At 67.5% G+C, this 14,584-nt stretch carries 5 protein-coding genes, 1 tRNA gene, 2 rRNA genes and 1 pseudogene; 7 read left to right on the forward strand and 2 right to left on the reverse strand.

Going from position 1 to position 14,584, the window contains the following annotated elements; all coding sequences use genetic code 11:
* The 3 genes from ACIPEK_RS19230 to ACIPEK_RS19240 all read left to right on the forward strand — a co-directional run.
* Positions 1-73: ribosomal RNA gene (locus tag ACIPEK_RS19230) — 23S ribosomal RNA — on the forward strand; the annotation flags it as partial.
* Positions 74-152: 79 nt separating this feature from the next.
* Positions 153-269, forward strand: a 5S ribosomal RNA gene (gene rrf, locus ACIPEK_RS19235).
* A gap of 222 nt (positions 270-491) precedes the next feature.
* Positions 492-564: transfer RNA gene (locus ACIPEK_RS19240), tRNA-Thr, on the forward strand.
* Between the two features lie 110 nt (positions 565-674).
* Here ACIPEK_RS19240 and ACIPEK_RS19245 read toward each other — a convergent pair.
* Positions 675-1,114, reverse strand: a pseudogene (locus tag ACIPEK_RS19245) (aldo/keto reductase); the annotation flags it as partial.
* A gap of 55 nt (positions 1,115-1,169) precedes the next feature.
* Positions 1,170-3,785, reverse strand: coding sequence for a SpoIIE family protein phosphatase (locus tag ACIPEK_RS19250; RefSeq protein ID WP_401997364.1), 2,616 nt, complete (start codon positions 3,783-3,785; stop codon positions 1,170-1,172).
* A 414-nt stretch (positions 3,786-4,199) separates the two neighbouring features.
* Here ACIPEK_RS19250 and ACIPEK_RS19255 point away from each other — a divergent pair, with 414 nt between their 5' ends.
* The 4 genes from ACIPEK_RS19255 (at position 4,200) to ACIPEK_RS19270 (ending at position 14,570) form a co-directional block, all read left to right on the forward strand.
* On the forward strand, positions 4,200-9,629 hold the full coding sequence (locus ACIPEK_RS19255; protein WP_401997367.1) for a HAMP domain-containing protein: 5,430 nt from the start codon (positions 4,200-4,202) through the stop codon (positions 9,627-9,629).
* Between the two features lie 244 nt (positions 9,630-9,873).
* Positions 9,874-10,551 carry a response regulator gene (locus ACIPEK_RS19260; protein WP_327272561.1) on the forward strand — a complete coding sequence of 226 codons (678 nt, stop codon included), beginning with the start codon at positions 9,874-9,876 and terminating at the stop codon, positions 10,549-10,551.
* 248 nt (positions 10,552-10,799) lie between these two features.
* Positions 10,800-13,565 carry a DNA translocase FtsK gene (locus ACIPEK_RS19265; protein WP_401997370.1) on the forward strand — a complete coding sequence of 922 codons (2,766 nt, stop codon included), beginning with the start codon at positions 10,800-10,802 and terminating at the stop codon, positions 13,563-13,565.
* Between the two features lie 204 nt (positions 13,566-13,769).
* Positions 13,770-14,570, forward strand: a complete 801-nt coding sequence (locus tag ACIPEK_RS19270) for a helix-turn-helix domain-containing protein (protein WP_383073560.1) — start codon at positions 13,770-13,772, stop codon at positions 14,568-14,570.
* Positions 14,571-14,584 lie beyond the last annotated feature (14 nt).

Genomic DNA, 14,584 nt, shown 5'->3' on the forward strand with positions numbered 1-14,584 from the left:
GTTGATAGGCCAGATGTGGAAGCCCGGTAACGGGTGGAGCTGACTGGTACTAATAGGCCGAGGGCTTGTCCTCAGTTGCTCGCGTCCACTGTGTTAGTTCTGAAATAACGAACGGCCGTGTTGTGTTCCGGTGTTGGTTAATTTCATAGTGTTTCGGTGGTCATTGCGTTAGGGAAACGCCCGGTTACATTCCGAACCCGGAAGCTAAGCCTTTCAGCGCCGATGGTACTGCAGGGGGGACCCTGTGGGAGAGTAGGACGCCGCCGAACTCCTTTTACGGGAAAGCCCCGTGCCCTTGTGGCACGGGGCTTTTCTGCGTTCACCCGCGCGTTCGGATGGCCGGCTCGGACGAGGCGGGCGTGGCCCACGCCTGCCTCGTGGTGAGAGGGGCGGCAGGGTCCGATGAGGGTCCGTCAGAATCTTGTGTGGTCAGTGGTTCTGAGTACCCCTGAGTTCAGGGTATGCTTTACCTCGTTGCCACAGCGCAGCAGGCCCCAATAGCTCAGTCGGTAGAGCGTCTCCATGGTAAGGAGAAGGTCTGCGGTTCGATTCCGCATTGGGGCTCAGGCAAGATGAAAGGCCCCCGCCAAGTGGCGGGGGCCTTTCGCATGTTCCGATGCTTCCGCGCTCACTGCCCGTCGGCGTGGTGCGAATCGAGTCGGGCGAATTCGTCCGGCCAGTACGTGAGGGCCTGATGCGGCGTTCAGGCCAGCCGGACCTGCGCCACAGTCGCGCCATGTGCCCGGGCGATGGCGAGCAGCTCCTCGTCGGTGGCGTCCGTGGTGTTTGCGCCCTCCTTGCGTCCCTCGCCGACGACGGAGAAGAAGGGGGACGAACGCGGTGCCCTGCTCTCCACGGAGCCGCAGAGCATCGTCCGTGCCCGCGTAGCGGGAGTCGAGGCCGTAGCGGTTCTGTATGCACACCACCGGATGGCCCGGGCGTGGCAGATGAGGCCGGCGTCGCGGAACTCGGACAGGGCACCGAAGTGTTGCGGGGTGAGCGCCTGGTTGATCAGTTCCTCGGCGAACCGCAGCGACGAGAAGTAGAACGCGGCGGTGTCGATGTGGTTCACGCCGAGCTCGATCGCACGCCGGAGCGCGCTGATGGACTGTTCGTCTCCGAAGTCATGGGCCAGAGTGTTTCGGAGCCTTCGGCCCGATGAAGTGCGGTCAGGTGGTGGGCGGTTCAGGGACGCGCATGGCGAGGATGGCCATGTCGTCGGAGGCCGGCTCGGCTGCGAAGCGTTCGACCGCCCGCAGGATGCGTGCTGCCACCGCGCCGGCCGTGAGCCCGGTACAGGTGGCCAGGACGTCCGCCAGGCCGTCGTCGCCGAGCATGCGGGTGCCCTCACGGCGTTCCGTGACGCCGTCGGTCACGCACAGCAGGACATCGCCCGGAGCGAGGGTCACCGTCTGCTCGTACAGTTCGAGGTCCTCGATGACGCCCAGCAGGGGCTGGGGTTCGGCCGCAGACTCCACCGAGCCGTCCTGGCGCAGGCGCAACGGCAGTGGGTGCCCCGCGCAGACCACCTTCAGGAGCGCGCTGCCGTCCTCCTGGGGCCACAGCTCTCCGTACAGGAGGGTCAGGAAGCGGCTGCGGGCGCCTTCGTCCAGAATGGCGGCGTTGAGGCGCTCCAGAACGGCCGGGCCGCCGAAGCCTTCGCGGGCGAGGAGGCGCAGGGCGTGGCGGGCGAGGCCCGTGACGGCCGCGGCCTCCGGGCCCGTACCGCAGACGTCACCGATGGCGAAGCCGTAGGCGCCGTCGCGGATCGGGAAGACGTCGTAGAAGTCGCCGCCGACCTCGTTGCCTTCGCCCGCCGCGCGGTAGATGACCTCGATCTCGACATTGGGTACCTCGGGCAGCCCTGGCGGCAGCAGGCTGCGCTGCAAGGACTGGCTGATCGCCATGCGCTCCGAGTAGAGGCGGGCGTTGTCGAGGGCGAGGGCGGCGCGGCGGGAGAGGTCCTCGGCCAGTTCCAGGATCTCCTGGCGGAAGTGGTCGTCGGAGGGCTTCCCGAGCGTGAGCATGCCGATGACGCGGTTTCGGGCGACGAGTGGCAGGACCACCGTCTCCCCGCCGACCGCGGCCGCGGTGGCGAGCGTCGTACGGATGCCGGAGCCGAGCCCGCCGGGTTCGCCGAGGCCGAGCGTACGCATCGAGGTGCGCAGAGCTGCCTGGTGGGCGGCCTCCGACGGGGCCGCCCAGGCACGCGCACCTGGGGTCGGCACGGGGTCCGGAGGAGCGATCTTGGAGAGCAGGGCCTTGAGGCCGTCGATGAGCTCCTCGTCCTCGTGCAGCACATAGGAGAGATACGGTTCCGAGGACTGGTCCGCGATCGTGTAGACGGCGCACCATGTGGCCAGGGTGGGGACCGTCATCTGGGCCATCAGCGCCAGGGTCTGGTCCCGGTCGAGGGTGCCCGCGAGCAGGTCGGAGGCCTCGACGAGGAAGGAGAGGGAACCGCGGCGCAGGCGTTCCAGCTCGCCCAGACGGGCCGATTCGACGGCCAGCGCAATACGGTCCGCGGCGAATTGGAGGCGTAGAGCCTCCTCGTTGGAGTAGCGGCCCGCTGCTTCCGCGGCGACACCCAGCGAGCCCGTGAGGCGACCCTCGACCTTCAGCGGGACGGTGACGACGGAGCGCATCCCCGTGCCGCCGAGCAGGGGGGCGGCGCCAGGCACGTTGTCGAGGTCTTCGTGGACGGCGGGCATCCGGGCGGAGCCGTAACGTCCGGTACCGGCCTCCACCGGAACCCGGGCGAAACGCTGGCGGGCGGAGGGCAGACCGGTCGTGGCCCGTACCTCCAGTTCCGTTTCGTCGTCCGTCGCCAGCAGCAGGAAGGCCGAATCGGCGTCGAGCATGTCGCGTGCCCGCTCGACCGTGCGCTGGAGCAGGCTGTCGAGGTCGTCGGGGGCGGGGGAGCCGATGAAGATCTCGAACGGGTCCGTCTTGTGGCGCTCGGCGTTCGCGTCGGAGACCGGTGTGCGTACCGGGGACTGGAGCACGGCACGTTCGTAGTCGCGGACCAGCAGACAGACCGTGGACGGTTCGCCGTGGGTGTCGCGGACCCGGAGATGCGAGGCGTAGACGGGGATGGTGCGGCCGTCGGCGCCCCGGATTCCGTAACTGCCCTCCCAGCGCGAGAGCTGCAGCGCGTCCACGATGCCGGTGTTGGTGCCGGGTGTCTGCGGCCAGGCGGTGAAGTCGGTGAGTTGCTTTCCGGTGACCTGGTCCGCGGCGTATCCGAAGAGGAACGCGGCGTCCTCGTTCCAGGCGGCGATGGAACCGGTGCTGTCGATCTGGACGACGGCCACCCGCACGCGCTCGTCGGCGACGGGGAGCAGGCCGACCGGGAGCAGGGGGCCGGCGGAGCGGATTCCCACAGGGCGCTCGGGAAGATCGAGCTGGAACCAGACATGCTTATGGGTGGGCGAATACTCGACGCCCCACCGGGAAGCGAGCGCCGCGCAGAGCAGCAGTCCGCGGCCGTTCTCACGGTCAGGGCTGCCGAAGTCCAGACCTGTGCTCTGGAGGGGGATCTCGCGTTCCGGGTAGTGGTCGGAGACCTCGATCCGGACGCCGTCCTCCGTGCGCAGGCAGAGCACGTCCGCCGCGGTGCCTGCGTGCACCACCGCGTTGGTCACGAGCTCGCTGGTGAGGACGACGGCGTCGTCGACGACATCCGTGTATCCCCACCCCTGGAGGGTGTCACGGACAAAGGCGCGGGCGGTCGCGACGGAGCGCCCGACCGGGTCGAAGGTGGCAGCCGCGCGCGCGGTGATCACAGCACTCCCCATATGGTGTCTCGTCGCTTCCCCGAGTCCTGTGCCCGTTTCTCGCCGCTTCGATTCGCCTGCCAGGCTAGACGCTCGGTCTCGGTGCCGGGTACACGAGGGCCGACTTCGGGCAGGAACGACCAGGAACAGCCATGTGACCGGACAAGTTTGGGCTTCCCAACAGGGTGATGTGGGACAACCGTTGGAGGCTGCACCCCGATTGATTCGGGCCTGGTACGTTTCAACGATTTGACGTCCGCATGGTCACCCGTCGACGGTGGGCTGTGGCGGTGAGCCAATGAGGAACTGGGCAAGCTCCCAGATAAGGCCCGAGCGATACGGTCAACCCCTGCGGGAGGGATCACGGTGGAGTCTGGCGTGGCGGCGCGGGGAACAGGCACGCGCACAAAAGGCGGACAGTCCGTGAAAAAGCAGCGCAATGGAACCATCGACGTCGACGCGGCAGCGCTCAACAGACTGTTGGCAGGCCTGGTGGCGATGCGCGATGGGAACTTCCGCAGGCGCCTGACCGTCTCGGGCGACGGCGTGATGGCGGAGATCGCGGCAGTCTTCAATGAAGTCGCCGACCGGAATCTCCATCTCACCGGCGAGCTGGCCCGGGTGCGGAGGGTGGTCGGACGCGAGGGGAAACTCACCGAGCGGCTGGAAACGGGCGCCTGCGAGGGCTCCTGGGCCGCCGCGATCGACGCCTCCAACGAGCTGGTCGACGATCTGGCACGCCCGGTCTCGGAGGTCGGGCGGGTGCTGTCGGCGGTGGCCGACGGTGATCTCGAGCAGCGGATGGAGCTGCGGTCGCACACGGCCGATGAGACCGTACGGCCGCTGCGCGGCGAGTTCCTGAAGGTCGCCCGTACAGTCAACAACCTTGTCGACCAGCTGTCGGCGTTCACCGAACAGGTGACGCGGGTCGCGGTCGAGGTGGGTACCGAGGGCAAGCTGGGCGGGCAGGCCCAGGTGCGCGGGATGTCCGGGTCGTGGAAGGACCTCACGGACTCCGTGAACACCATGGCGTACCGGCTGACCGCGCAGGTGCGGGACATCGCCCTGGTGACGACGGCGGTTGCCAAGGGCGATCTGTCGCGGAAGGTCACCGTCCATGTGGCCGGCGAGATGCTTCAGCTCAAGAACACCGTCAACACGATGGTCGACCAGCTGTCGTCGTTCTCCTCCGAGGTGACCCGGGTCGCCCGCGAGGTGGGCACGGAGGGCGAGCTGGGCGGGCAGGCGACCGTGCCCGGTGTGGCCGGGGTGTGGAAGGACCTCACCGACTCCGTCAACACGATGGCCGGGAACCTGACCTCCCAGGTGCGGGGGATTGCCGAGGTGACGACCGCGGTCGCCAGTGGTGACCTGTCCCAGAAGGTCACTGTGAGCGCCCGCGGCGAGGTCGCACAGCTCGCCGAGACCATCAACCAGATGACCGAGACACTGCGGACCTTCGCCGACGAAGTGACTCGAGTGGCCAGCGAGGTCGGTGGCGAGGGGCTGCTCGGCGGTCAGGCGCAGGTTCCGGGTGCGGCGGGGACCTGGAAGGACCTCACCGACTCGGTGAACACGGTCTTCCGGAACCTGACGACTCAGGTGCGCGACATCGCGCAGGTGACCACGGCCGTGGCGAGCGGCGACATGACGCAGAAGGTCACCGTCGATGTGGCCGGCGAGATGCTGGAGCTGAAGAACACCGTCAACACGATGGTGGACCAGCTCCAGTCCTTCGGTTCGGAAGTGACCCGGGTGGCCCGGGAGGTCGGTGTCGAGGGCCGGCTGGGCGGTCAGGCCGAGGTTCCGGGGGCGGCGGGGACCTGGAAGGACCTCACGGACTCGGTGAACACGGCGTTCCGGAACCTTACGGGGCAGGTGCGCGACATCGCGCAGGTGACGACCGCGGTCGCCAACGGTGACCTCTCGCAGAAGGTCACCGTCGATGTCGCGGGCGAGATGCTGGAGCTGAAGAACACCGTCAACACGATGGTGGCGCAGCTGTCGTCCTTCGCCGACCAGGTCACGCGGATGGCGCGTGACGTGGGTACGGAGGGCCGCCTCGGTGGCCAGGCGCGGGTCGACGGCGTTTCCGGTACGTGGAAGGAGCTCACCGACTCCGTCAACTTCATGGCGGGGAATCTGACCTCCCAGGTGCGCCAGATCGCGCAGGTGACCACGGCGGTGGCACGGGGCGACCTGTCGCAGAAGATCGATGTTGACGCGCGCGGCGAGATCCTGGAGCTGAAGAACACCATCAACACGATGGTGGACCAGCTCTCCGCCTTCGCCGAGCAGGTGACCCGGGTCGCCCGCGAGGTGGGCACCGACGGACGGCTCGGCGGGCAGGCGCAGGTGCCCGGCGTGGCCGGTGTGTGGCGTGATCTGACCGATTCGGTCAACGGCATGGCGGGAAACCTCACCGCTCAGGTCCGTAACATCGCCCAGGTCGCCACTGCGGTGGCGCGCGGTGACCTGTCGCAGAAGATCGATGTTGACGCGCGCGGCGAGATCCTGGAACTGAAGAACACCCTCAACACGATGGTGGACCAGCTCTCGAACTTCGCCGAGCAGGTGACGCGGGTCGCCCGTGAAGTGGGTACGGAAGGCATCCTCGGCGGCCAGGCCGAGGTACAGGGGGTGTCCGGTACGTGGAAGGACCTCACCCAGTCCGTCAACGGCATGGCCAACAACCTGACCTTGCAGGTCCGTAACATCGCCGAGGTCACCACAGCGGTCGCCAAGGGCGATCTCTCCAAGAAGATCACGGTCGACGCCAAGGGCGAGATCCTCGAACTGGTGACGACCGTCAACACCATGGTCGACCAGCTGCTCAACTTCGCCGACGAGGTGACGCGGGTCGCCCGCGAGGTGGGTACCGAGGGCATCCTGGGCGGTCAGGCCCGGGTGCGTGGTGCGACCGGTATCTGGAAGGACCTCAGCGACAACGTCAACCTGATGGCCAACAACCTGACCAGTCAGGTGCGGAACATCTCCCGGGTCTCGTCCGCGGTCGCCAACGGCGACCTGACCAAGAAGGTCACCGTCGAGGCGCGCGGCGAGGTCGCCGAACTCGCCGACACCGTCAACACGATGGTGACGACGCTGTCCTCGTTCGCCGACGAGGTGACGCGGGTCGCCCGCGAGGTGGGTACCGAGGGCGAGCTGGGCGGTCAGGCGCGGGTGCCGGGCGTCTCCGGTACGTGGAAGGACCTCACCGAGTCGGTGAACTCGATGGCGTCCAACCTGACCGGTCAGGTGCGCCAGATCGCCACGGTCACCACCGCCATCGCCAAGGGCGATCTGACCAAGAAGATCGACATCGACGCGCGCGGTGAGATCCAGGAGCTGAAGAACACCATCAACACGATGGTCGACCAGCTGTCCTCGTTCGCCGAGCAGGTGACCCGGGTCGCCCGCGAGGTGGGCACGGAGGGGCAGCTGGGCGGCCAGGCCCGGGTCCGGGACGTCGACGGCACCTGGCGCGACCTCACCGAGTCCGTGAACGAGATGGCCGGCAACCTCACCCGTCAGGTGCGGGCCATCGCGGCCGTCGCCACCGCGGTGACCCGCGGCGATCTCAACCTCAAGATCGATGTGGATGCGGCCGGCGAGATCCAGGCCCTGCAGGACAACATCAATACGATGATCGCCAACCTGCGTGACACCACGGCCACCAACAAGGAGCAGGACTGGCTGAAGGGCAATCTCGCCCGGATCTCCGGTCTGATGCAGGGGCGGCGCGATCTCGACGACGTGGCCTCGCTGATCATGAGCGAGCTGACCCCGGTCGTCTCCGCGCAGCACGGTGCGTTCTTCCTGGCCATGGCGACCGGTGACACCGACGCGGTGGGATCGGACAGCGACAAGGAGAGCTCGTACGAACTCCGTATGAGGGGCAGCTACGGATACTCGGCGGGATCGATGCCGACATCCTTCCGGCCCGGTGAGACGCTCATCGGCACGGCGGCGGAGGAGAAGCGGACCATCCAGGTGGACAATGTTCCGCCGGGTTATCTGAAGATTTCCTCCGGGCTCGGTGAGGCACCGCCCGCGCATGTGATCGTGCTGCCGGTGCTCTTCGAGGGGAAGGTTCTCGGTGTGATCGAGCTGGCCTCCTTCCAGCCGTTCACCCATATCCAGCGGGACTTCCTCAATCAGCTCGCCGAGATGATCGCGACGAGCGTCAACACCATCAGCGTCAATACGAAGACCGAGAAGCTCCTTGAGCAGTCGCAGGAGCTGACGGAGCAATTGCGGGACCGTTCACAGGAGCTGGAGAACCGGCAGAAGGCACTTCAGGCCTCCAACGCCGAACTGGAGGAGAAGGCCGAGCTGCTGGCCCAGCAGAACCGCGACATCGAGGTCAAGAACACCGAGATCGAGGATGCCCGGCAGGTCCTGGAGGAGCGCGCCGAGCAGCTCGCGGTCTCGATGCGCTACAAGTCCGAATTCCTGGCGAACATGTCGCACGAGCTGCGTACCCCGCTCAACTCCCTGCTCATCCTGGCCAAGTTGCTCGCGGACAACGCCGAGGGCAATCTCTCGCCGAAGCAGGTGGAGTTCGCCGAGACGATCCATGGAGCCGGTTCCGATCTGCTTCAGCTGATCAATGACATCCTCGATCTGACGAAGGTCGAGGCGGGCAAGATGGACGTCAGCCCGACCCGGATCGCACTTGTCCAGCTGGTCGACTATGTGGAGGCGACATTCCGGCCGCTCACCGCGGAGAAGGGGCTCGATTTCTCCGTACGGGTCTCGCCGGAGCTGCCCGCGACACTGCACACGGACGAGCAGCGGCTGCTCCAGGTGCTGCGCAATCTCCTTTCCAACGCGGTGAAGTTCACCGACAGCGGGGCGGTCGAGCTGGTGATCCGGCACGCCAACGAGGATGTGCCGAACGCCATCCGTGAGCAGCTCCTGGAGGCCGGTTCGCTGCGTGACGCCGACGCCGATCTGATCGCCTTCTCGGTCACCGACACCGGTATCGGGATCGCGTCCAGCAAGATGCTGGTGATCTTCGAGGCGTTCAAGCAAGCGGACGGTACGACCAGTCGCAAGTACGGCGGTACGGGGCTCGGCCTGTCCATCAGCCGGGAGATCGCCCGGCTGCTGGGCGGCGAGATCCACGCGGCGAGCGAGCCGGGCCGCGGCTCGACGTTCACGCTCTATCTGCCGCTGCATCCGAGCGAGTTGCCGCCGCAGGGCTATCCGCAGATCGCTCCTGGGCCCATCGAGGCACACGGTGCCGCAGTCGAGGAAGGTCTGCTTCCGGAGGCCGGTCCGGGCGCCGGCTCGATGGCCACCGTGCACGATTCGGCGGGTGCCGCCGGGCTGATGCGGCATCGCCGCAAGACCCTGGGGAGCGCGGAGCGGCGGCCCGCGCTGCCGTCCCGCGCCGCCGCCCCCGCTGCTCCGCAGGAGCCGTGGACGCTTGCCGGGCAGGAGGAACCGGAGGTCCGCAGGATGTTCCGGTTCCACGGCGAGAAGGTGCTGATCGTCGACGACGACATCCGTAACGTCTTCGCGCTCACCAGCGTGCTGGAGCAGCACGGTCTTTCGGTCCTGTACGCGGAGAACGGACGTGTGGGCATCGAAGTCCTGGAACAGCACGACGATGTGACGGTCGTACTGATGGACATCATGATGCCGGAGATGGACGGCTATGCCACGACGGCGGCGATCCGCAGGATGCCGCAGTTCGCCGGGCTGCCGATCGTCGCGCTGACCGCGAAGGCCATGAAGGGTGACCGGGAGAAGGCGATCGAATCCGGCGCTTCCGACTATGTCACCAAGCCTGTCGATCCTGATCATCTTCTTTCCGTTATGGAGCAGTGGATGCGCGGAGAGTGATCATTAATTGAAAGAATCGCGATGAGTTGATGAGCGGCTGTGCTCGCAGGGGTGTGAGGAGGCGCGGTACGGGGAACCTTCTGATCCCCCACCGCGTTTCTGTTGTGTGCACAGTGACATCGCGGTGACAGGGTGTGGTGACGGGCGGGGTGCGGCTACCATGACCGGCACAAGGACGGACGGCGTAAGGGAGTCGTCCCCTGGGGCGGCGCCCGGTGCAATTCCGGGGCGAGGAGGACGGGCCATGGTGCAGAAGGCCAAGATCCTCCTGGTCGATGACCGGCCGGAGAATCTGCTGGCGCTGGAGGCCATCCTCTCTGCGCTCGATCAGACACTGGTACGGGCATCGTCAGGGGAGGAAGCGCTCAAAGCGCTGCTCACGGACGACTTTGCGGTCATTCTGCTGGACGTCCAGATGCCAGGCATGGACGGTTTCGAAACCGCCGCGCACATCAAGCGCCGGGAACGGACCCGGGACATCCCGATCATCTTCCTCACCGCGATCAATCACGGTCCGCATCACACCTTCAGGGGTTACGCGGCGGGCGCGGTGGACTACATCTCGAAGCCGTTCGACCCATGGGTGCTGCGGGCCAAGGTTTCGGTCTTCGTCGAGCTCTACATGAAGAACTGCAAGCTGCGCGAGCAGGCGGCGCTGCTGCGGCTCCAACTGGAGGGCGATGCCAACGGCAGCGCGGGCCACGAGAATGAGCCCGCAGGGCTGCTGGCCGAGCTCTCGGCGCGGCTCGCGGCCGTCGAGGAGCAGGCCGAAGCGCTCTCCAAGCAGCTCGACGACGAGTCGGCGGACGCCGCGGCCGTGGCCACCGCCGCCCATCTGGAACGCAAGCTGACCGGTCTGCGCCGGGCACTCGACGCGCTGGAGCCCGGCACCGGCAGCGGCGCGGCAGTCCTTCCCTCGTAGCGCCGTACTGCCCCGCGACTCCATGGCGGGGAGCAGGGCAGTACGACCTCAGGCCGGGGAACGGGCGGTTGTCGGCACGCTAGACCAACTGCCCTGCCGTCCCGGCTGTTCGACGGATCGGCGACAGGGGCATTCAGCGGCGGGACGGCGTGAGGACGCGTCAGTTTCCTGCCTCTGTACAGCGACACGGTCGGGTGAAGCGGCAGGCACACGTGTTCACGGCCATCGACACCGGTAACCTCGGCACCATGGCCTCACGTACGTCCGGCAAGGGTTCCCAGGGCACGGCGGGCACCGCGAAGCGCGTCGGCCGTACCGCGGGGCCGGCCAAGAAAGCCGCGCCCGCGAAGAAGACCGCGCCCGCGAAGAAGGCCCCCGCCAAGAAGGCGGTGGCCAAGAAGGCGGCCGCGCCCAAACCGGCACCGTCGCCCACCGGCGGGGTGTACCGCATGGCGCGCGCCGTCTGGCTCGGTGCGGCCCACGCCGTCGGCGCGATGTTCCGTGGCATAGGGCGTGGCGCCAAGGGACTCGATCCCGCGCACCGCAAGGACGGCATCGCGCTGCTGCTGCTCGGTCTCGCGCTGGTTGTCGCCGCGGGTACCTGGTCGAATCTGCGCGGGCCCGTCGGAGACCTCGTCGAGATGCTCGTCACCGGAGCCTTCGGCCGGCTCGATCTGCTCGTACCGATACTGCTCGGCGCCATCGGTGTACGGCTGATCCTCTACCCGGAGAAGCCCGAGGCCAACGGCCGCATCGTCATCGGGCTCTCCGCCCTGGTCATCGGGGTGCTCGGACAGGTCCACATCGCGTGCGGATCGCCCGGCCGGGGAGACGGCACCACGGCGATGCAGGACGCGGGCGGACTCATCGGCTGGGCGGCCTCCAAACCGCTGGTCTACACGATGGGCGAGGTCCTCGCCGTACCGCTGCTGCTGCTGCTCACCGTCTTCGGACTGCTGGTCGTCACCGCCACCCCGGTGAACGCCATTCCACAACGGCTCCGGCTGCTCGGCACCAAGCTGGGCATCCTCGACCCGGTGTACGACCCCGGCGCGGAAGAGGAGAGCGACGACGAGCGCTACGACGAGCAGTGGCGCGAGGCGCTGCCCGCCCGCTCCCGCCGCTCCTCCGCACGCCGCTCCGAAGTACCTGCGGAGTACCACCCCGACCAGGCGGAGGCCGACGCGCTCTCCAAGCGCCGCAGGCCGCGCAGGCCTTCCGTGCAGCCCACGACGAACCGCACCATGGACGCGGTGGATGTCGCGGCCGCCGCGGCCGCCGCGCTCGACGGGGCCGTGCTCAACGGCATGCCGCCCTCGCCGATCGTCGCCGACCTCACCCAGGGCGTCTCCGTCGAACGCGAACGCCCAGGCACGCCGGTGCCGGGCGCCAGGGAGGGCGAACCCGCCGACGGGGGAGGGAAACCGGAGAAGGGGGCGGTGCCCTCGGGCGGCGTACCCGATCTGACGAAGCCCGCGCCCGACCGGTCACAGTCCCAGCCGTTGCCCGCCCGCGCCGAACAGCTGCAGCTCTCCGGCGACATCACCTACTCGCTGCCCTCGCTCGACCTGCTGGAACGCGGCGGGCCCGGCAAGACCCGCAGCGCCGCCAACGACGCGATCGTCGCGTCCCTGACGAACGTCTTCACCGAGTTCAAGGTCGACGCCGCCGTCACCGGCTTCACCCGCGGACCGACGGTCACACGGTACGAGGTGGAGCTCGGGCCCGCGGTGAAGGTCGAGCGGATCACCGCGCTCGCCAAGAACATCGCTTACGCGGTCGCGAGTCCCGATGTCCGGATCATCTCCCCGATCCCGGGTAAGTCGGCGGTCGGCATCGAGATCCCCAACACCGACCGGGAGATGGTCAACCTCGGCGATGTGCTGCGCCTCGCGGACGCCGCCGAGGACGACCATCCGATGCTGGTCGCGCTCGGCAAGGACGTCGAGGGCGGATATGTGATGGCCAACCTGGCGAAGATGCCGCACGTGCTGGTGGCCGGTGCGACCGGTTCCGGCAAGTCGTCCTGCATCAACTGTCTGATCACCTCGGTCATGGTGCGGGCGACACCGGACGACGTACGGATGGTGCTGGTCGACCCCAAGCGGGTCGAGCTGACCGCGTACGAGGGCATCCCGCACCTGATCACGCCGATCATCACCAATCCCAAGCGTGCGGCCGAGGCCCTCCAATGGGTCGTACGGGAGATGGACCTCCGGTACGACGACCTCGCCGCGTTCGGGTACCGGCACATCGACGACTTCAACCAGGCCGTGCGCAACGGCAAGGTCAAGCCGCCGGAGGGCAGCGAGCGCGAGCTCTCGCCGTACCCGTATCTGCTGGTGATCGTCGATGAGCTGGCCGACCTGATGATGGTCGCTCCCCGTGATGTGGAGGACGCCATCGTCCGTATCACCCAGCTGGCCCGCGCTGCCGGTATCCACCTGGTGCTTGCGACCCAGCGGCCCTCGGTCGACGTCGTCACCGGTCTGATCAAGGCGAATGTGCCCTCCCGGCTCGCCTTCGCGACGTCTTCGCTGGCCGACAGCCGCGTCATCCTCGACCAGGCCGGCGCCGAGAAGCTCATCGGAAAGGGTGACGGTCTGTTCCTGCCGATGGGGGCCAACAAGCCCACCCGTATGCAGGGTGCCTTTGTCACCGAGGACGAGGTCGCGGCCATCGTCCAGCACTGCAAGGATCAGATGGCGCCGGTCTTCCGCGAGGACGTGGTGGTCGGCACCGCCAAGAAGAAGGAGATCGACGAGGACATCGGCGACGACCTGGATCTGCTCTGCCAGGCCGCCGAACTGGTCGTCTCCACCCAGTTCGGGTCCACCTCGATGCTTCAGCGCAAGCTGCGGGTCGGCTTCGCCAAGGCCGGCCGGCTGATGGACCTGATGGAGTCGAGGAACATCGTCGGGCCGAGCGAGGGATCCAAGGCGCGTGACGTCATGGTGAAACCGGACGAGCTGGACGGGGTGTTGGCACTGATCCGCGGGGAAACCGCTTCGTAGGAGAAGAACGGGCAACCGTTTCGTCGGGTCGTACGTCAAGTTGAAGGGAGGGGCGGCAAGATTGTCCTTCTCGGGGTGGCCCAGAGAATCGGACGGCGTTCGAGTCTGATGGCGTACAAAGTCCTTCCTCCCGGTTGCCCCACCCTTTCGTACCCCCCCTAGACTGAACACCCAGCAGGTGGCTCACGCTCGAAAGGCGCCCCCGTGTCCATCGGCAACTCCCCCGAAGACGACCGGCCTTCGATCGGTCGAGTGCTCCAGCAGGCTCGTATCGCCGCAGGTCTCACGGTCGAAGAGATCAGTTCGTCCACCCGGGTGCGCATCCCCATCGTGCACGCGATCGAAGAGGACGACTTCTCCCGCTGTGGCGGCGACGTGTATGCGCGCGGCCATATCCGTACCTTGGCGCGTGCCGTCGGGACCGATCCGGAATCGCTGGTTTCGCAGTACGATGCCGAGCACGGCGGCCGTCCCGCACCCACGCCCGCGGCGCCGCTGTTCGAGGCCGAGAGAATCCGTTCCGAACCCCGTCGGCCCAACTGGACGGCGGCCATGGTCGTCGCGATCGTCGCCGTCGTCGGATTCGTCGGCTTCACCTTCTTCAAGGGCGGCGACGACGGCTCCACGACCACACAGGTCGCGGAGGGCTCGACGCCCAATACGAAGAGCCCCAAGCCGAAGACCAACAAGTCCGTCGACCCCAAGCCGCAGCCCTCCGACAGTGCCATCGCCGCGGCACCCAGGGACAAGGTGACGGTGAAGCTCAGCGCCAGCCAGGGCAAGAGCTGGATCTCCGCCAAGGACCACAACGGGCGGCTGCTCTTCGACGGGCTGCTGCTGCAGGGCCAGTCCAAGACCTTCCAGGACCAGGAGCGGGTCGACCTCGTCCTCGGTGATGCCGGGTCCATCGAGCTCTTTGTGAACGGCAAGAAGGTCGAGGACAAGTTCCAGCCGGGCCAGGTCGAGCGGCTCTCGTACACGAAGGGCGACCCGGCGGTCGGCTGACCCGTACACACACG

Source organism: Streptomyces sp. NPDC088246, assembly GCF_044741025.1.
GTDB lineage: Bacteria > Actinomycetota > Actinomycetes > Streptomycetales > Streptomycetaceae > Streptomyces.